Annotated in this window: 13 protein-coding genes; 6 read left to right on the top strand and 7 right to left on the bottom strand. The window is 45.0% G+C overall.

The features are described 5' to 3' along the window. Window positions 1-12: 12 nt before the first annotated feature. Complete coding sequence (locus tag ACYFDN_RS20685) at window positions 13-7,326, top strand: hypothetical protein (protein ID WP_483512545.1); 7,314 nt, start codon at window positions 13-15, stop codon at window positions 7,324-7,326. A 390-nt stretch (window positions 7,327-7,716) separates the two neighbouring features. Here ACYFDN_RS20685 and ACYFDN_RS20680 read toward each other — a convergent pair whose 3' ends face one another. After that, window positions 7,717-9,708, bottom strand: a complete 1,992-nt coding sequence (locus tag ACYFDN_RS20680; RefSeq protein WP_483512544.1) for a hypothetical protein — start codon at window positions 9,706-9,708, stop codon at window positions 7,717-7,719. A gap of 551 nt (window positions 9,709-10,259) precedes the next feature. Between ACYFDN_RS20680 and ACYFDN_RS20675 the strand changes: the two genes are divergently transcribed. Further along, entirely contained in the window at window positions 10,260-10,751 is a 492-nt protein-coding gene (locus ACYFDN_RS20675) for a putative pterin-binding protein (RefSeq protein ID WP_152785556.1), read from the top strand. Window positions 10,752-10,763: 12 nt separating this feature from the next. Next, window positions 10,764-12,671: a putative bifunctional diguanylate cyclase/phosphodiesterase gene (locus ACYFDN_RS20670; RefSeq protein WP_016402030.1), complete on the top strand. Its 1,908-nt coding sequence runs from the start codon at window positions 10,764-10,766 to the stop codon at window positions 12,669-12,671. Here ACYFDN_RS20670 and ACYFDN_RS20665 read toward each other — a convergent pair. Next, window positions 12,661-12,975 (bottom strand): primosomal replication protein PriC, encoded by a 315-nt coding sequence (locus tag ACYFDN_RS20665; protein WP_016402029.1) that lies wholly within the window; start codon window positions 12,973-12,975, stop codon window positions 12,661-12,663. The two genes, ACYFDN_RS20670 and ACYFDN_RS20665, sit on opposite strands and share 11 nt — an antisense overlap. A gap of 74 nt (window positions 12,976-13,049) precedes the next feature. Continuing rightward, on the bottom strand, window positions 13,050-14,072 hold the full coding sequence (gene epmB, locus ACYFDN_RS20660) for an EF-P beta-lysylation protein EpmB (RefSeq protein WP_483512542.1): 1,023 nt from the start codon (window positions 14,070-14,072) through the stop codon (window positions 13,050-13,052). 34 nt (window positions 14,073-14,106) lie between these two features. On the opposite strand from epmB, the gene efp reads away from it, so the two are divergent. The 3 genes from efp (at window position 14,107) to ACYFDN_RS20645 (ending at window position 15,805) form a co-directional block, all read left to right on the top strand. Next, window positions 14,107-14,673 carry an elongation factor P gene (gene efp / locus ACYFDN_RS20655; RefSeq protein ID WP_040307242.1) on the top strand — a complete coding sequence of 189 codons (567 nt, stop codon included), beginning with the start codon at window positions 14,107-14,109 and terminating at the stop codon, window positions 14,671-14,673. A 225-nt stretch (window positions 14,674-14,898) separates the two neighbouring features. Beyond that, the gene (locus ACYFDN_RS20650; RefSeq protein ID WP_338623693.1) at window positions 14,899-15,117 is read left to right on the top strand and encodes a hypothetical protein; all 219 of its coding nucleotides are present in this window, start codon (window positions 14,899-14,901) and stop codon (window positions 15,115-15,117) included. Between the two features lie 325 nt (window positions 15,118-15,442). Beyond that, a complete protein-coding gene (locus tag ACYFDN_RS20645; RefSeq protein ID WP_483512541.1) occupies window positions 15,443-15,805 on the top strand; it encodes a hypothetical protein in 363 nt (120 codons plus the stop codon). An 84-nt stretch (window positions 15,806-15,889) separates the two neighbouring features. Here the strand turns inward: ACYFDN_RS20645 and frdD are convergent, their stop codons facing one another. Genes frdD through frdA form a run of 4 tightly spaced genes read right to left on the bottom strand, consistent with a single transcriptional unit; the run spans window position 15,890 to window position 19,174 of the window. Beyond that, window positions 15,890-16,243 (bottom strand): fumarate reductase subunit FrdD, encoded by a 354-nt coding sequence (gene frdD, locus ACYFDN_RS20640; RefSeq protein ID WP_152785545.1) that lies wholly within the window; start codon window positions 16,241-16,243, stop codon window positions 15,890-15,892. 9 nt (window positions 16,244-16,252) lie between these two features. Beyond that, window positions 16,253-16,642, bottom strand: a complete 390-nt coding sequence (locus ACYFDN_RS20635; protein WP_483512539.1) for a fumarate reductase subunit C — start codon at window positions 16,640-16,642, stop codon at window positions 16,253-16,255. Window positions 16,643-16,644: 2 nt separating this feature from the next. Continuing rightward, window positions 16,645-17,379 (bottom strand): succinate dehydrogenase/fumarate reductase iron-sulfur subunit, encoded by a 735-nt coding sequence (locus ACYFDN_RS20630; protein ID WP_406610310.1) that lies wholly within the window; start codon window positions 17,377-17,379, stop codon window positions 16,645-16,647. 1 nt (window position 17,380) lies between these two features. Beyond that, on the bottom strand, window positions 17,381-19,174 hold the full coding sequence (frdA, locus tag ACYFDN_RS20625; protein ID WP_016402021.1) for a fumarate reductase (quinol) flavoprotein subunit: 1,794 nt from the start codon (window positions 19,172-19,174) through the stop codon (window positions 17,381-17,383). Window positions 19,175-19,284 lie beyond the last annotated feature (110 nt).

Here is a 19,284-nt window from a genome sequence, read left to right as displayed (position 1 = left end):
CAAGGAAAGGTTGTGAAAGGATTTCGAGCTTATTGGCAGCGCATTATTGCGAGCTGCTTAGTGCTAGTGTGTGGCCAAGTATTGGCCGCCGAGCAGTTATGTGCTGAAGTAAAAATTGAAATTTTGCAAACGTTTAGCCTAGAGCGACAAGGCTTTGAGGCCTCGATGCAAATTACCAACAGCTTAGATACTTTTTCTTTAGAAGATATTAGCGTTGATGTCTCCTTTAAAAATGCTGCTGGTGAAGTAGTTGTTGCTAGCTCAGATCCCAATGCTGCCAACGCCGCCTTTTTTATTAAAGTAGACGACAGCCAAGGCCTACAAAATATTCAAACCGCCAGCAATGGTAAAGTGAGCAATGCTCAAATCACTCCTAAAGATGTAGGCATTATTCGCTGGCTAATTATTCCTGCTACCCAGTCGGCCGGCCAATTACAAAGCGGCACCTTATATTATGTAGGCGCTACCTTAAATTATAGCTATGGCGGTAAACACGAAACCGTAACCGTAGCGCCCGATTCTATTATTGTTAAACCCCTGCCCGATATTCAATTAGACTACTTTTTAACCCAAGAAGTAATTGGTGATGATGCCTTTACTGAAGAAATAAAAGAAGCACCAGAACCATATACCTTAGGTTTAAGAGTGACTAATACCGGTTACGGTATTGCTAATAATGTGGCGGTAGAGTCTGCCCAACCTAAAATAGTGGCAAACGAGCAAGGTTTAGCGGTTAACTTTAATATATTAAAAAGTTATTTAGGTACTCAAACCGCCACCCCGAGTTTATTAATTAACTTTGGTGATATAGATAAGCAAGAAGTAAAAGTGGGCCGCTGGATAATGCAAACTAGCTTATCGGGCGAGTTTAATGATATAGACGCCAGCTTTACCCATGCCGATGAGTTAGGTGGCGCGTTAACCTCTTTATTAAGTGAGCCTAGCAGCCACTTAATGATTAAAGATGTAAAAATAGACTTGGCTGGCCGCGATAAAATACATGACTTTTTAGCCCCAGATAAAGCCGGTGACTTATATGTATTTGAATCTGAACGCACCTTAAGCAACGGCCCCCACTGTGATGATTGTTTAGCCGTAAGCCAAGTAAGCGCGAGTTTAAGCTCTAGCGGGCTTAATCAACAACATTTGAGCTTTACTGCCCAAACGGGTTTGGTATACAGCCAAGTTGCCGACCCTTATGCGGGCGAAAAAGTATTAGCCTCGGTAGTGCGCTCCGACGGTAAAAGCATAGCTGCGGTAAACGCTTGGTTATCTAAAAGCCGTAATGCCGATGGCAAAACCTTTGATTATTTTATTAACCTGTTTGATAGCAATTCAACCGGTACTTACACCTTAAACTTTAGTGACAGTGCCGATACCCCACAAGCGCCAGTAATGCAGGTAGTGAGTGATCGCAGCACCTACGAAACCGGCCAGTTAGGCTTTGTTATTCAGGCTACCGATGCTAATGGCACCATACCTCGCTTTAGTGTTGACCAATTGCCTAATGGCGCCAGCTTTGTAGATAAAAACAATGGCACTGCGCTATTCAACTGGCAACCCCAGCTTGGCCAGGCAGGGCAATACCAGCTTGGTTTTACTGCCAGCGACGGTGAGCTAAGCAGCACCATGACCGTAGCCATTAAGGTTAACCCAGCCACCGATAAAGACGGTGACGGCATGGACGATGCTTGGGAGTTAGAGCATTTTGGTAACCTAGATCAAGACGCTAGCGGTGACTTTGATGGCGATGGTCGCACCAATTTAGAAGAGTTTGAGCAGCAAACTGATCCTGCTTCTGCTGAGCTAGCGCCGGGTTTGCCACAAGTAAACCAACCTATCTTTGATGGCGATCTTGTACCAAGTGATGCCAGCCTTTTATTACCTCGTTTAAGTATTAACAACGGTCCGCATAGCGCACAGAGCCAAGTACAATACCTGTTCGAGATTTATGCTGATGAGTCCTTAACAGAATTGGTGGCCAGCGCAGCAGTGCTTGAGCAAGCTGCACAAACCGAATGGCTGGTAGCGAGCAATGAGTTAGCGCAAGGGCAACAGTTTAACGACAATACCCTTTACTACTGGCGCGCTCGTGCCCAGCTGATTGAACAAACTAATGTTATGAGCGAGTGGGTAAATAGCCGCTTTTTCATTAATCTTGCCAACAACGCACCTAGCGTGCCACAAGTGAGCCAACCCATTAATGACGCAACAGTGGCGAGCTTACTGCCTAGTTTAGAGGTGACGAATGCCAATGACATCGATCGAGATACGCTTACCTACGGCTTTGAGTTATTCCAAAGTAACGATCTAGAAAACGCCTTGTATAGCATTGCTGGCCTAACCGCGGGTGATGGTGGGGTAACTCGCTGGCAGGTTCCTAGTGCGTTAACAGAAGATACTGCGTATGCCTGGCAAGCGTGGGTGGAAGATGAACACGGCGAGCGCGTAACGGGCGAGCAAGTAAGCTTTTTTGTAAGTACCGAGAACAATGCACCAAGTGCGCCGGTAATAGTGTTTCCGGCTAACCAGCAACAGGTAACAAGTTTTAGCCCAATCTTAGCGGTGGCCAATGCACTTGATCCTGAGCTTCAGCCGCTTACTTACTTTTTTGAGCTAGATACCCTAGAGACCTTCGACAGCCCAGCCTTGTTGCAATCGCCTGCCATTATGGAGGATGCTAGCGGCCAAACAGCGTGGTTGGTAAACGATTTACAAGAAAACCAACACTATTACTGGCGAGTAAAAGCCTTTGATGGGGCCATTGACAGCACATGGCAAACGGGACAGTTTTTTGTTAACACGGTAAATGATGCGCCAAGCTTACCTAGCGCGATTAACCCGGGTGTGGATGCGGTGGTAGAAACCCTGCAACCTTTGTTTGAAACTTCTCCTAGTGTTGACCCCGATTCTAGCGATTTAGAATATCACTTCGAGTTATATGCTGACGCAGCCTTAAGTGATTTAGTTGCATCGAGCAGCGGCTTAGAACGCCAATGGTCTACGGGGTTTGATCTCTCTGACAATCGTGATTACTTTTGGCGCTTTAAAGTAAGTGATGGCTTGGGTTTAAGCAGTGCTTGGAGCAGCGCTCAACGCTTTAACGTTAACGAAAACGGGATAAACGACGCGCCAAGTTTTAGCTTTGTGTTACCGGCACAAGCGACTGTGCTGAGTTCGCCAAAGATATTGATTCAATGGACTGATGCCGACCCAGATAGCAGCGCAATAATCGACTTATATTACAGTGAATCAAACAGCGGTTTAGTATTAATTGCTGCGGATATTAGCGAAGACTTAGATGCCGAACATGACCAATATCTTTGGAATGCCTCGGCACTTACCCCCGGAACTTACCGTTTAAGCGCAGAAATTCGCGATGAAGAGAATGTGCTGAGAGTAGAGGGCTGTTGTGATATTACGGTGCCTAACCAAGACCGCGGCATTACCGTCACACCGATAAGCGAGCTAGTCACCACAGAGTCTGGCACAGAACTGGTTGAGCTGGCCGTAAGCCTAGACTCTGCCTTAGAAGATGGCACCAGCTTAAGCTTAAATTACAGTGTAAGTGATGAAAGTGAAGCGCAAATTTACGGTGCCACTTCTTTGTATTTCACTGCTGATAACTGGTTTGAACCTCAAAGCATTTGGCTAAAAGGCGTAGATGACTGTGAAGTGGATGGCGACCAAAGCTATACCTTAATGTTCCAAACTGTTGCGACCGATGACGATAATTATCAAGGCTTGTTACCACAAGCGGTAAGTTTGCTTAACCAAGATAATGAACAGGCAGGTCAAAACCTATTTGTTTGCGACTACCAATTAATAAGCAAAACCGCGGTAGACAATACAGCGCTAAGCGACTACGTGTTTAGGCCTCGCTTGGTGAACCTAGGTTTACCTTTAACTCATGTAACAGCAACCTTAAGCATTGCAGCGTCTAATGTGCCAAACAGCACAATGGAGTTAATTGGTGATGCTAGTTTCAATTTTGAGCGCTTAGTGACGGGCGTTACCGTTGCCAGTGATAGCACTTTAACGCTGCGCTTCCCGTCGGCTAATTCATTAGAAAAAGGCCGTTTAGAGTGGTCGCTAACACCCGGTGAAGAGCTGGTATTGCTGGACGGTGATGAGCAAGCCAATACGCTAAAAGGTAGCGATGGCGATGATGTATTGGATGGTAAAGCCGGTGATGACAAAATCTACGGCGATTTAGGTGACGATACCTTGCTTGGTGGGGCGGGTAACGACTTACTTGATGGCGGCGCTGGCAATGACACCTTGGTGGGGGGAACCGGCGCTGATTCGCTGTATGGCAAGGCTGGAAACGACACTATCGTCATTGAAGGCGATGATCCTTTTGCTGATAAAGTTGACGGTGGAGAAGGCTTTGACCAAGTAATTGGTGGCAACGGCGACGATACTTTCCGTTTTTCCTCAATTACTAACGTTGAAAAAATTGATGGCTTAGCGGGAACTAACCGTGTGTTAGGTACCAGTGTATCGGACGTGCTGAATTTTACTGATGTGGAATTAGTGAATATTGCGCGTATTGATGGTTTGGCTGGTGATGATGTTATCTATGGCAGCAGTGCCAATGATGTAATAAAAGGCAGTGAAGGAGCTGACCGTTTATACGGTAATGCTGGCGATGACGTATTTGAAGTGGCGGGGAACGAGTTAGGTGCTGATATCGTAAATGGTGGAGCTGGTTACGATAAAGTCACTGGTAGCCTTGGCGATGATGTGTTCCGCTTTTATAACTATGGCGGGGCTGATTCGGTGGAACGTATTGAGGGCTTAAGTGGCACTAATATCATCGAGGGCGATGAGCGCCGAAATATACTTGATTTTAGTTCTACCGAGATTAGTGACATTAAAGCTATTTATGGATTAGCAGGCAATGATGTAATTACCGGTAGTAGCGCAGATGATGTTATTTATGGCGGTGATGGGAACGACACGCTCTATGGTGGGCCAGGGAATGACTCTTTCATTTTCACTCCTTCTGATACTGGCTTTGATCGCTATTACGGTGGCGAAGGCTATGACAAGATAATTGGCAGTAATTTTGACGATACGATCAGAGTTGCTTACTTCTCTGGTGACTCGGTAGTTGAAGAAATTGACGGCGGTGGCGGCGTTAACCAGATTGTTGCAAATGATTTGGGTTGGGGAAATGTATTAGATTTTACTAACACTACATTGATAAGTATCTCTCTTATTGATGCTGGAGCTGACGGTGACAAGGTATATGGTAGTGCCGGAGCGGATGTGATAAAGGGCGGCAGTGGTTTAGATTCGCTTTTTGGTGCTGCAGGAGATGATGTATTTGTTACATCAGCTGACGATTTGGATTTTGACCATTACGATGGCGGAGAAGGCGTTGACACTATTCAAGGTACAGAATCCGATGACATTTTCCGCATTGGTGCGCTATCAGGCATCGAGCATATCAAAGGTGGATTAGGCCATAATGTAATACTCGGAAACACTTCATACAGTAAGCTAGATTTTTCTGAAGTAACCTTGGAATCCATTGCTCTTATTGATGGTAATGATGGAGACGATACTATTCATGGAAGTCAGGCTGCGGATGTTATTCGAGGTGGTATGGGCTCAGATCACCTTTATGGTGAAGCAGGGGATGATATATTCGAATTGACCCCTGGTGATACTGGGTTTGATGCAATTTCTGGTGGGGAAGGCTTTGATATTATTAAGGGTGACGATTCTAATGTGGTAGTTAACCTGAGTAGTTTTAATGGCGACTTTACTGTAGAACAAATTGACGCAGGAAGCGGACATAACATCATTGTTGGCTCTAGCGTATATAACAAGCTAGATTTTTCTGCCACTGAGTTACTTGGCATCGCCTACATTGATGCTGGTGGCGCTCACGATAGGGTTTGGGGAAGCCAAGGAAATGATGTTATTTACGGTGGAGATGGTGGTGATTATTTGTATGGTGAAGCAGGTGATGATGTCTTCAAACTGAAACCCTCGGACACTGGTTTCGACAGAATCGAAGGTGGTAGCGGAATAGATCTAATACTTGGAAGTGATGAAGACGATGATATAGGTTTAGTATATTTTTACGGCGCTGCAACGGTTGAGAAAATTGATGGTGGAGCTGGTGTGAATGTTATTACTGGATCTAGTAGCTCAAATAATTTCAATTTCTCTGATACAGAACTCACGAATATTTACTCGATAGATGCTAAAGAGGGGAATGACACTATTCGAGGTAGTAGCGGTGATGACCTAATCATTGGTGGGCTTGGCAAAGACAACCTATACGGCAATGCAGGCAATGATATCTTTAAGTTGACCACCGGAGATTTGGATTACGATATTTACGATGGTGGAGATGGTTTTGATATTATCTTGGGCACAGATGAAAATAACGACCTGTTGTTGAGTAAGTTCGATAAACAAAGCGTAGAAAGAATTGATGGCGGGAAAGGTGTTAATCGTATCGTTGGATCTGCTAGCAATAACAGTTTGGACTTCACATTAACTGAACTCCTTAACATTAGTGTAATAGATGCTGGCGAAGGTGATGACACGATTCGCGGTAGTGCTAATGCTGATGTGATTATTGGTGGTTTAGGAAATGACTTTTTATACGGAAATGAGGGTGATGATCGCTTTGAACTTAGCATTGGTGATACGGGTATAGATAGCTATAACGGAGGCCAAGGCATCGATGTTCTTGTGGGTACTGCTAACGATGATACAATTATTCTAAATAATTTTTCTGGTGAAAACACTGTAGAAATTATTAATGGTGGTAACGGCCAGAATCGTATACTCGGAACCAGTGGAAACAACATTCTCGATTTTAGTGCTACCGATTTAATTGGAATTAGCCTTATTGATGGTGGAGCTGGAAATGATGTTATTTCTGGCTCAAGCGATAATAACCAGGTTCGAGGTGGTAAAGGTAATGATGTACTGCAGGCTAGCGCAGGTGAAGATACTTACTATTTTGAGCGAGGGGATGGCCAAGATACTCTTTCAGTAGTTGGTGGCGATAACATTGTATTTGAAAATGGCATTGCTGCGGAAGATCTTTGGTTTGTGAAAGAGAGTGGGATATTGAACATTTATCTATTAGCTGGTGAGGATACGGTAAGTGTTCAAGGGGCTACTTCTGGCCTAGCATTGTTGTCAGTTGCTGACGGTAAAAGCATAGATATTGAAGGTATAGATGCGTTGTCGGCGATAATGAGTGATATAGGTAAACCAGAAAGTGGTGTTGTTAATTTAACAGTAGAACAACAGCTTGTGGTGGCCGAGTCTCGTGCTGGTACGTGGCAGTAAGTTTACTGAATATTAATTAGTACAAGTTTATAGAGATGGGCGGCATGATGTAATCATCGCTCCAGCTATTCATAGAAACTCATAAAGTTTCTTGAAGCCCGTAAGGCATTGCTTTACGGGCTTTTTTTATGCTTAAACCTTGGGTGTTTAGTATTGCGTAGGCTAGCTGTGGATGAGGTGGTATCCACAAGACTAGGTGTTAAAAGGCCTATGAAAAGAAATTGATATAACATGTAACTTAGCTGCTAAAGAACTATCACCTATGTATACAAGCCTTTTAAAGGTGCGTAAAACACTGATAGAAGCAAGGGGCTTATTTCTAGATGTGGTGCTTGGCGAAAGGTAACAAAACGCTCGATAGACGAACGTTTTGTTGTTACTCCATGAGGCTTAAGTCTTCGAGCACATGATGGGGTATTCGTTCCACCAGTTGGTTAGGTTTAATCCGCTCCAGCCGTCACCTGTGTAAACACGCTCAACGTGCAATTGCATTATGTGGCAATTACCTTCAGGGTCTTGCATCGCTGCGTGGAAGACAGTTTTTTGCAGCTGTGGTAAGCCGGTTAACGGGTGGTTCTCTTGCGTCCAATTACTGTTGGTACGGATGGGAGTAGATATTAGCTTGCCATAGCTTTCGGTGCGCCCAATCACCTTGGCTAGCTGTTCTTCAACTTGCTGCTGATGGGTCTTATCTTGGCTGCTGGCTGCTTTTGGCATACGTGCGTCTTTTAACTCACTCTCTAGGCGCTGGCGCATAGTAGCCTCTCCAGCTGAGATTTTTTGTTCAAGTGCGGCTGATAGCTCTTGGTGGTTAGCGATGATCTCCTTGAGAACGTCTGAGTGACCATGCACGTTTTGCAAGCGGGGTAAAAGGGCCTTCAGCTGGGCATCGGCATCACGCATCTTATCGGCTTGCGCGCTGCTGAAGTAGCGTTGCGCGGAGTTATCTTGGTACTCGGCCATTGCTGTCAGCATTGGTAGCAGATCTTTCTGATAGTGTTTATCTGCATTATCTTCTAGGGCTGCAAAGTACTTTTCGATAAAGCCTAAGGAGAATTGAATACTTTCATCATCGGCGTATAGCTCGCGGAACTCTGCGATGCCTTCAGTGTATTCGCTAGAGGGGCCAATCGCTTCCCATTGCTCGATGTAGCTGTCTGAGATGTAGAACTGGCTTGATAAGGCCATTAGTTGTCTATCTAGCTGTTGGAGCATCAGACGTTGCTGGCGAACTTCTTGTGCTTCGGCATCGGCAGCATTGGCTTGTGCGTCCAAGCGGGCTGCTAGCTCGGTGTATAAGCTGAAATCATAGTCTGGATAATCAGTCTGAAGTTTTTGAAGTGTACGTTCATAGCGAGTGACCGTGTTGGACAAGGAAGCGAGTGGCGCTCCTTTAAAAATATCACGATGGATTTGCTGTAGGGCATTCTGTAAGTTCTTTACTTGGGTGTTAGCTTTACGGTCAATCGGCTCAAGTGGGTAGAATACTAGCGGTGGTAATAGCTCTATCTTTAGCTCGTTAGTGCCACGTTTATGGTAGTTGTCTAATTGAGCAATATAGTGCTCTGCGTTGTCGGTATCTTGGGCGTTAATTGCTTTTTGCAGATCGCGTTGGCAGCGGGTGAACTGACGACTAAAGCCATCGTTACGAGCTGATTGAAGCTCGCTATCCAACTGGCTAAAACATTTGTTTAGAGCGTCGTTGGTTTTGTTACCAGTGCTGCGCGCAGTTTTCTTCTTTTGCTTAGAGCTTTGCTCGGAGCTGTTAGCAACTTGTTGGTCAACTTCAGCTTGCTTTGTGGTAGTTGAAGATGCAGTTACTGAAGCTGCGGTTGCACTTGCACTTGGCTCAGCCTGTGCAATTTTTGCAACAAGCTGGTCGCGTAGGGCATAGCTGCTGCTTAAGTCATAATCGGGATCGGCTTTTTTAACGCGCTTAGCGTAGCCTTCAAAGCGCTCATTGTGCCGATTAACCGTCTTGTCGCTGCTTCCCTTTTGAATGGCTCGCTGCAATTGTCGCAGCTCATTTTGCATCTGCTCCAAGACTTTATGGTACTTGGTATCTAGCGGTGCAACCTCAGTGATCAGCAAGAATTTGCCTAGTGCATCACCGCCTGCTTGCTCAAAATCTTGTTGGATTTGGTTTAGCTGACTGCTATACGCTTCAATATCAATATTGTTTTGCTGGTTGATGCTGGACTGTAACGTTCGCCAGCAGCGAGGGATGGCTGATTTAGCTCCCGCGAGTTTGTTTCCGCTAACCGCTTGTGCAGCTCGGTTGATACATTTGTTCATGTCGGCGTCGGTTGCATGAGCAATAGGGGCCACTAAAGCGATACTCAATCCCAGAAGAGTGAATTGAGTAATATTTCTGCATTTCATCTAATGTAAAACTCCATTTTAGCATTGGCTGTTTTTTGTTTGGTGATTACATGATTAATTGGCTTACTAACAACAACTTACACCAAATATCAGTAAATACTGCGTAATATTGCATCAACTAGAGCCAAAAACAAACAGCTAAGTTCGAGTTATTGATGAAAGTGTTGGTGAGTAGTGATGAGGGGAGTTATCTAAGCCAGAAATAATGTTCTCGTTATCGTTCAAAACTGAGCTAGCTTGGCGTAATAGAGAGCTAAAAAGTGCTCTGAATAAACAAAGGAGAGCCAGCGAGTTAAGTCGCTTATCACTTTTCTGACTAACTTTCAGATGTTGGGCCATCCATAGCCAATCAAAAACTAGTTTGTTGGTTTATTATTGATGGTTTGCTTTAATTGGCTTTATTAACCGCTAAAAAGCTAAGGCTTTTTAGCTTGCCCTTTTTTATTGGCTAAAACTCCCGCATACTCAGGATACAACTGCAGCAAATGCGCTATGGTTTATGATGAAGTAACTAGATATAGCGCAGCTAACCACGTTAAGGAGAACGAGTTATGCGATTTTTGTTAGCATTAAGTTTATTGGTATGTTCCTCTTTCAGCTCTGCTGAATTACCAAGCCCACAAGACGAACCTATATTAACTATTGCCGGGCTTATTCTGCATGGAAATAACCAAGGCGCAGCAGACTTTGACCTAAAGATGTTACAGGCCTTGCCGCAGCACACCATTGTTACGCGCCATCCTTGGGTTGAAACCCGCCATCACTACAAAGGCCCAAAAGTAGCCGAAGTACTCGAGTTAGCGGGAGCTCAATCGAGCAAGCTTACCCTAGTGGCCTTAAATAACTATGAAGTTGAAATCGACTTTTCCGACATCGAAAAGTTTGAGCCTATTTTGGCTTGGTCTGATAACGATCGCCCTATGCGGGTGCGTGATAAAGGCCCGTTATGGTTAATGCTGCCGATAGACGACCACCCAGAACTACTGCAAATGCCTTATAACGATTTTATGATTTGGCAGTTGCGCAGCATTATTGTTAAGTGAGCCTAGCTATTGATGAATTGGCTTACCCAGCTTCCGCAAAAATATAAGAAGTTCTTAATTTCCTTAGTTGTATCGCTGTTTGTGGTTAGTGCGGTCATCAGTATTTATCAATTAAGGCAAATTATTCAGCTACTTGAGTCGCCTAAGTCGTCGACGTCTTGGTCAGTGGTTCAGTTGCAAATGGAGCATCGACGCTTTATTAATGCGCTGCAACTTTACCGACTTGGTGGCGTAAAGCATTCTGATTTAATGCTGCGTTATGACATTTTGTGGAGCCGTTTTCCGGTGCTGTTAGAAGGCCAAGAAAACGCCGGTTTTCACAATATAAAGTCTGCCAGACAACTGGTTAGAGAGCTGTTTCAAGAGGTTCAGCGCATCGAGCCTCTGCTACAAGCCTTACCGCCTAGTCACGAGAAGTTTGTACAGGTGATTGAACGGCTGAACATGTATTCTGCCCCTATCAATACCTTGGTGAATAAAGAGTTTCAGCGAAACAGCGAGTTTGATAAGAAAACTGACTTTAAGTTATTGCAACTACAGCTGATTTTGTCTTTTGCCATTGGTGCGCTGTTAATTAGCGGCTCCATTTTAATTGTGATGATAGTGCGTGAGAATCATATTAATCGCTATCTTGCTAATCACGATGTTCTCACCGGCTTACCTAACCGGGCCGGATTACGAGAATTTATTGCAAGCCTAGAAAACAATCGCCGAGATTACGCGATTATGGTGCTAGATCTTAACGGCTTTAAAGGCATTAACGATAGTTATGGTCACGAGTATGGCGACCGCATCTTAAATGTGGTGGCGCAGCGTTTAAACGGGCAAATGCGCCATTGTGATTACGCGGTGCGTTTAGGTGGTGATGAATTCGCCATTGTGCAAACACGCGTGCGTTCAAGTGAAGACTGCTCTGGCTTTGCGCAGCGTTTAATTAATGTCATAGAAAAACCAATGTCTTTGGAAGACCGAGAGTGCTTTGTAGGTACCAGCATCGGTATTAGCACCGCCTTAGACAGCCAGGATGATTGGCTCACTATATTGGGCCAAGCAGATACCGCCATGTATCAGGCTAAGCAAGAGTCACGTTGCAGCTCTTGGCAGTTTTTCGAAGGGCAAATGCAATTGGCCAAAGAGCGAGAGCAGCATTTACTTAGCCAGTTTCGTGATGCTCTAGAAAACCAGCATTTGAGCTTGTTTTATCAACCTATTTTGGACTTAGCGAATGACAAAGTAGTGGGTGCCGAGGTGCAAGCGCGCTGGGAACATCCGGTTTATGGCTGGGTAGAGCAGGCCGAATTGGTGGACATTGCTCACGCTTGTGGCTGTGTAGTGGCGTTAGAATCTTGGGTACTTCGTGCATCTACTCAGCAACTTAAGCGTTGGCAGCATGGCTTAAATACCAATTTGCAATTAGCAGTGTCGATTTCTTCATCCACCTTACACAACGATTTATTAGTACTGGTGAATAAAGTATTAATTGAGAGCCGAATATTGCCGCATCGCTTAATCATTAACATTATCGATAGCGACCAACAAATGTTGTTAGATTGTGTGGATGCGATTCGAGAGTTACGCCGAATTGGAGTGAGTTTATCACTGGATAATTTTGGTAGTGCAGAATGTCCTTTGGAGTTGCTTAATCACCTGCCAGTACAGTACTTGCGCGGTGCTAAATCCTTAATGTCGGATTTGCTTAATGCCAGCGACAAACAGCCTATGTTGATTGCCACGGTGATGTTTGCCAATCGCTTGGGAGTGAAATTAGTGGTAGATGGCGTAGAGAATCAACAGCATTTAGAGCAGCTTAAAGAGATTACAAAAGAAGTGTTGGTATTGGGAGCGGCTGTCGCTGCGTGGGCGCCAGCCGAAGAGTTCTCCCCCTACCTGAGAGCATTTGCAGAAAGCCCTAGCGAGTAAGCTGTTTAAAGTTGGCCAGTAAGCCGTGGATTTGCTCTAGTTTGGCAACCATTACTTTTAGTTGAGTCACAAAGTGTTCATCGTCTTGGCTTTCTTGTAGTAGCACCAAATCACTCGCTAACTCTTCCACATAAGGCAAAAACTGACGATCTTTGGCCTTAAATAAACTGTCTTTAAACAACTCGGTATACTTGGCTTTGCCTTGCTCTTGTTGCTGCTGAATCACCGTGTCGGCATCAATGGCCTTGTGGTAGATGTCTTTGAGGTTTTCTTGAATTTGCTCAATGAGCTTGGTTTTATCCATGAATGTGGTCGCTGTATTTAGGTGAATACGTGCTTAACTTAAAAAGGAGTTAAGCCTTGTTCTGTTGCTTTAGTTTAGCTCAAGCCAATATCTATGGGTGTTTTACTGCGTTTGCCTGCTTGCTCGCGGGCTAAGCGAGGAACTAAGAAGCCAGGTAAGCGTTGATATAAGTCCTGCATTATCGCTACTGCGCTTTGCTCGTCAATATCGTAATGGGCAGCACCGGCAACTTTGTCGAGCAAAAATAAGTAATAAGGCAAAATATTAGCCGAGAATAAGGCCTCACTTAATTGCGCTAGAATGCAGGCATCATCGTTTATACCCTTTAACAGCACTCCTTGGTTAAGCAAGGTAATGCCTGCTTGATGTAACTTGGCAAAGGCGCTGCTTAGTTCTTGGTTTATCTCGTTGGGGTGATTGATATGGCTTACCATAATGGTTTGCAAGCGAGTTTGTGCCAGTAGCTGAGTCAGCTCGTGAGTAATTCGGCTTGGAATAACCACGGGTAATCGAGTGTGAATACGCAGCCGTTTTAAGTGAGGAATTTGTTCTAGTTGTTCTATTAACCAAGCAAGCTGTTGGTCGTTAGCCATTAGTGGGTCGCCACCACTAAAAATCACTTCATTAATTGCTTGATCTTGTGCGATGTAATCTAGCGCTTGTTGCCAACCCTGTTTGTTTGGGCTGTTATCTTGATAAGGAAAGTGGCGACGAAAACAATATCTACAGTTAACTGCACAACCGCCACGTACAATAAATAATACTCGGCTTTTATATTTATGCAGTAAACCGGGTACAGCGGCTTGGTGCTCTTCTAATGGATCTTCGTTAAAGCCTGCTACTTCCATAAACTCAGCCTGTTGAGGCAAAACTTGCAGTAGCAGTGGGTCATTAGGATTGGCTTTTTGCATGCGTTTGGCAAAGCTTAAAGGCACACGCATTGGGAATAATTTGCGGGCTGCAATGTCTGATTGGAAGTTTTCCGGGTCTAATTGCAAAAATTGCAGCAGATCTTTGGGATCTGTGATGGCGTTTGCCAGCTCTTTTTGCCAATTACCCTGCACAGCAGCGTCGTTTCGCGGTATTATTCGCAACATTGAAATTGATATTACCTTGTAAGTAGAGGACCAAATGGCGTCATATAGTACCAGTGAATTCAAAGGCGGGCTAAAAATTATGCTCGACGGCGAACCATACGCAATTCTAGAAAACGAATTTGTAAAACCAGGCAAAGGCCAAGCATTTAACCGCGTTAAGTTACGCCGTTTATTAACCGGTAAAGTATTAGAAAAAACCTTTAAGTCGGGCGAATCTGTAGAAGCTGCCGACGTAATGGATTACGAATTAGCCTATTTATACAACGATGGCGAGTTCTACCATTTCATGAACAACGATACTTTTGAGCAAATTGCCGCTGACGAAAAAGCAGTGGGCGATACGGCCAAGTGGTTAGTTGAGCAAGACGTATGTGTTATTACCACTTGGAACGAAAATCCAATTGCTGTAATGCCACCTAACTTTGTAGAGTTAGAAGTGACAGAAACAGATCCAGGCCTTAAGGGTGATACTGCCGGTACAGGTGGTAAACCTGCTACTTTAAGCACTGGCGCGGTTGTGCGTGTGCCATTGTTTATTCAGATTGGTGAAGTGGTTAAGGTTGATACTCGCAGCGCCGAATATGTAGGCCGTGTAAAGTAATCACTACTTAAAAAATAGTAGGGAGCTTCGGCTCCCTTTTTTATTTCGTTTTTTGTTTAAGATCTAGTTTGATCAACTAACTTTTTAGATGAAAAATATGTTTGCTAGTTGAATAAAATTCCCTCGTTAATCGCTTTGATTTAAGTCAATTTTAAACTTTGCGCAAACGCCATTTGTCTGCAATGCTTAATCAACGACCCACTTAATGACAAAAAGGTTATCAGTATGGAAGCAGTGATAGAAGCACCTGTAGGGCATGTAAGTAAGCGTTACTCCCATAAACTGAGTTTTGCAAAAGGTGCAGGTGATTACCCAACCGGGGTGTTTGAGCAGTTAGCTTGTAAAGAAGCAGAATTGGATATGCTTAAACAGCGAGAGATGCAGTTAGAATCAGAAATTCGTTTACTTAAACGTAACTGCCAACGAGACATGAAAGTAGGCTGAGCCCAGCTAAGCGTATTTACTCTTTAAGCTAGTAAAAGTGTTATCTGTGATAATTGGTTTTTAACTGAGTGTATTGTTGCACTGGCCGCCCTTTTACTAGGCTTAACTATATTTTAATCCTTCCGGCATCCGCAGCTAAAGCAGCTTTATCGCATTTTTTCTCTACATCTATTTTTCACCAAAATGACTAAACTTGGGTGTTGCTGTAGGGAGTCAGTTTTTTTTACTCCTCTAACAACACTTAGCAGCAGTGCTACGCTGTTCTATGTTTTGACAAGGTATATTAGGTACTAAGTTTTTTAAATTCCGAATCCAAGGAGTAGATATGCTGCTTGCTGTTGCGTCACTGATATTGCTCTTAATTGCGGTGGTGCATTCCTATTTAGGTGAAAAGTACATTCTTATCCGTTTGTTTAAACGCGATAACATTCCGCATTTATTGGGTGGTGATCATTTTACCAAGGGCACTCTGCGGTTTTGTTGGCATATATTGTCTGTATGCGCACTGGGCTTTGCTGCTCTATTGTTTACCGCTTCACCCGCCGACACTTTGTTGTTATTAATTATTGGCAGTGTGTTTTTACTGAGCGCTTTGCTAGCCCTGTTTTTTACCAAAGCCAAACACTTGTCTTGGCTGGCATTTGGACTGATTAGTACGATATGTTTTATCGAAGCATTTAGCGGGTAGCAGTAATAAATTGCGAGCAGTTAGGGATGATGTAGTGGTGAAACAAAGTGGGCAATTAACTTAGCCCACTTTGTTTTTAGTTATTTATACTAAGCCCAGTAACAGCAGTGTTGCACAGGCGATGGAGCCAGCGAAGGCTACGCCATAGAACAATGCTTTTACTAAGTTGCCAGCGTGAATGCCGAAGTCATGCAGGGTGTGATAGAGGCGATGCATACATAACCATAACGGCAGGCTAATCACTATCCAAATTACTGCTGCGCCTAACCAGTGTTGGGAGAAGGCTAGGAGTCGCTCATAAGAGAATTGTTCGCCCGGAATAATCCCCATAGGCACCAGTAAGCCAGTAATTAAAATAGCGATAGGTGTGAATAGCGCAGCAACCATGCCGCCAGCGCCAAACATTCCCCAAAATACAGGTTCATTAGAACGTTTCATTGGTGTCTCCTAAATCAAAACCAAGATTAAGCCAGCTAAGCTAATTACTGCCAAAGCGCCGTACATCCCGCTTACTATCCAGCTGTCGGGTACGCGCTTTTGGCCTAGCCAAATGTTGGCGGCTTTAGGGGCTAAGCTAAACCAGGTAATGCTGTGATAAAGCGTCCAGGCAAGGCTAAGTATGTGAAATACTACCCAGCCTGGTTGGCTCATTGCATCTAGCCAACCGTTAAAGGCCTCGGCCCCTTGGCTTAAACGAAATAGACCAAACAGCAATACAAAGCTGTAAATGGCAATCACTAGGCTTGAGCCTTCACGGATGATGTACTTGGTATGAAAGGTATTTTTTAGCCACCAAGTTGCACCCAACTTACGTTCATAAGGTTTACGTTTGCTCATGCTTACTCTCCTGGCTTGAACATGGCTATCACATAGTCTTTAGCGCTATCTACTTTGCCGAGTTGAATAGCGGCGGCCGGATCGACGTCTTTCGGGCAGACTTTTGAGCAGTAACCCACAAAGGTACAGCCCCATGCGCCTTCTTCAGCGTTGACTATTTTCATACGCTCGGCCTTGCCTGCGTCACGGCTGTCTTGGTTGTAGCGGTGTAATAGTGCTAGTGCAGCCGGTCCAGTGAAAGATTTGTCTAAGCCATATTGCGGACATGCCGCGTAACAAAGGCCACAGTTAATGCACATCGAGAATTGACGATATTGCGCCATTTGCTTAGGTGATTGGGTGTGACAGCCATCTTCTAAGTCGCGTGGATTATCGTTGATGATGTATGGTTTTATGGCTTCTAACTTCTCAATGAAGTCGCTCATGTCTACCACTAAATCACGTTCGATGGGAAAGTTTGCTAGCGCTTCTACCTTCATGCCATTGGGGTAATCACGCAAGAAGGTTTTACAGCCTAACTTAGGAACGCCATCTACCATCATGCCGCAGCTACCACAAATAGCCATGCGGCAAGACCAGCGGTAGCTAAGGGTTGGGTCAAGTTCGTCTTTAATGTAAGCCAAGGCTTCTAGCAGCGACATTTCGCGGGTGTAAGGAACGTCGTAGCTTTGCCATACCGGCTCGTTGTCGCTTTCTGGGCGGTAGCGCAGAATATCGATTTTCATCGTTTCGGCCATGTTAATTTGCCTCCGCTTGTTTTTTGGCTGCTTCTTGGGCATCGGCGGCTGCGCCGTAAACACGTTCGGCAGGTTGAGATTTGGTGATCTTCACATCGCTGTAGCTAATCTCTGGTGCACTGTCAGGGCGGTAATTAGCTAAAGTGTGTTTAAGGAAATTCACATCATCACGCTGCTCATAACCGTCAATACGCTGGTGCGAGCCGCGGCTCTCTTTGCGGTTAATCGCCGAGACCGCCATCGCTTCGGCTACGTCTAGTAAGTAACCAAGTTCTACAGCGTAGAGCCATTCGGTATTAAACACTTCGCTGTCGTCTACCAACTTAATGTTTTTGTAGCGCTGTTTTAGCTCGGCAATTTTATCGATGGTCTGTTGCATGGTTTCTGCGGTGCGGTAAATGCCCACGCCAGCTTCCATGGTACGACCTAACTCGTTGCGAATGTCTGAGGTTTTTTCATCACCTTGATTCGATTTTAAGGCTTGGTACTTAGCCAGCGTTTGCTCTGCTTGCTCAAGCAATGAAGCACTGTCGCTATGCTCACTCACAATGGCATTGCGTGCTGCCGATTCGCCCGCCACCTGACCAAATACGGTTATTTCGGTGAGTGAGTTAGAGCCTAAACGGTTGGCGCCATGCAAGCCAACTGATGAACATTCACCTGCGGCATATAAGCCTTTTAGTGATGTGGCACAGCGGCCGTCGGTTTCAATGCCACCCATGGTGTAGTGCACGGTTGGGCGCACTGGAATCGGCTCTTTAACGGGGTCTACGCCCATGTAGGCTTTCGCCAATTCGCAAATAAACGGTAGGCGTTCTAGTAAGTAGTCTTCGCCTAAGTGGGTAAGGTCGAGATTTACGTAGTCGCCATTTGGTCCTTCAATGGTGCGACCAAGTTGCGCTTCTTGCCAAAAGCACTGGCTTAAACGGTCACGAGGCCCTAGCTCCATGTATTTGTTTTTAGGTTCGCCAACTGGCGTTTCAGGCCCTAGTCCGTAGTCTTGCAAGTAACGATAGCCATCTTTGTTGGTAAGAATGCCGCCTTCACCACGACAGCCCTCGGTCATTAAAATGCCTGAGCCGGGTAAACCAGTAGGGTGATATTGGACAAACTCCATATCACGCAGTGCTACGCCATGACGATAAGCCAAGGCCATACCGTCGCCAGTCACAATGCCGCCGTTGGTATTAAAGCGATAAACGCGACCTGCACCGCCAGTGGCAATAATCACCGACTTAGCTTGAATAAGCTTGGCTACACCTTCGGCGATATCTAAGGCGATAACCCCTTTTACTTGGCCGTCTTCTACGACTAGGTCGAGCACAAAATGCTCGTCGTAGCGCTTAATGCTCGGGTACTTGGTTGAAGTTTGAAACAAGGTATGAAGAATGTGGAAGCCACTTTTATCGGCTGCAAACCAAGTTCGCTCGATTTTCATGCCACCAAAACGGCGTACGTTTACACTGCCGTCGGGACGACGTGACCAAGGGCAACCCCAGTGTTCTAGCTGAGTGAGTTCTTTGGGAGCGCGCTCAACAAAAAAGTCCACCACGTCTTGTTCACACAACCAATCGCCACCCGATACGGTGTCGTTAAAGTGGTTATCAAAGCTATCGTGATCTTGAGCTACACCTGCAGCACCACCCTCTGCGGCAACAGTGTGGCTGCGCATTGGATATACTTTTGAAATTAATGCTACTTCTAACTCGGGGTGTTGTTCTGCAACTTCAATGGCGGCGCGTAAACCTGCGCCCCCAGCGCCAACAATGGCGACATCAGTTTTGATTACTTCCACGCTTTTCTCCATACGAAATAAGCCTACAATGATTGTGCGGGTATTAGCTTTTTGATGCTTGACTAAAATCAAATATTGACGCTACTTTGTGCAAGCTGCTGAGATAATTT

The sequence above is a fragment of the Agarivorans sp. D1326 genome (assembly GCF_056958115.1).
This window is presented reverse-complemented; position numbering and strand designations above follow the sequence as displayed.

What these genes read in the sequence shown, in the direction of transcription:
- ACYFDN_RS20665 (WP_016402029.1), bottom strand. Translation starts at nt 12,975, where the DNA reads ATGGATAAAACCAAGCTCATTGAGCAAATTCAAGAAAACCTCAAAGAC.
- ACYFDN_RS20635 (WP_483512539.1), bottom strand. Translation starts at nt 16,642, where the DNA reads ATGAGCAAACGTAAACCTTATGAACGTAAGTTGGGTGCAACTTGGTGG.
- ACYFDN_RS20670 (WP_016402030.1), top strand. Translation starts at nt 10,764, where the DNA reads ATGAATTGGCTTACCCAGCTTCCGCAAAAATATAAGAAGTTCTTAATT.
- ACYFDN_RS20680 (WP_483512544.1), bottom strand. Translation starts at nt 9,708, where the DNA reads ATGAAATGCAGAAATATTACTCAATTCACTCTTCTGGGATTGAGTATC.
- epmB (WP_483512542.1), bottom strand. Translation starts at nt 14,072, where the DNA reads ATGTTGCGAATAATACCGCGAAACGACGCTGCTGTGCAGGGTAATTGG.
- efp (WP_040307242.1), top strand. Translation starts at nt 14,107, where the DNA reads ATGGCGTCATATAGTACCAGTGAATTCAAAGGCGGGCTAAAAATTATG.
- ACYFDN_RS20630 (WP_406610310.1), bottom strand. Translation starts at nt 17,379, where the DNA reads ATGGCCGAAACGATGAAAATCGATATTCTGCGCTACCGCCCAGAAAGC.
- ACYFDN_RS20675 (WP_152785556.1), top strand. Translation starts at nt 10,260, where the DNA reads ATGCGATTTTTGTTAGCATTAAGTTTATTGGTATGTTCCTCTTTCAGC.
- frdD (WP_152785545.1), bottom strand. Translation starts at nt 16,243, where the DNA reads ATGAAACGTTCTAATGAACCTGTATTTTGGGGAATGTTTGGCGCTGGC.
- ACYFDN_RS20650 (WP_338623693.1), top strand. Translation starts at nt 14,899, where the DNA reads ATGGAAGCAGTGATAGAAGCACCTGTAGGGCATGTAAGTAAGCGTTAC.
- ACYFDN_RS20645 (WP_483512541.1), top strand. Translation starts at nt 15,443, where the DNA reads ATGCTGCTTGCTGTTGCGTCACTGATATTGCTCTTAATTGCGGTGGTG.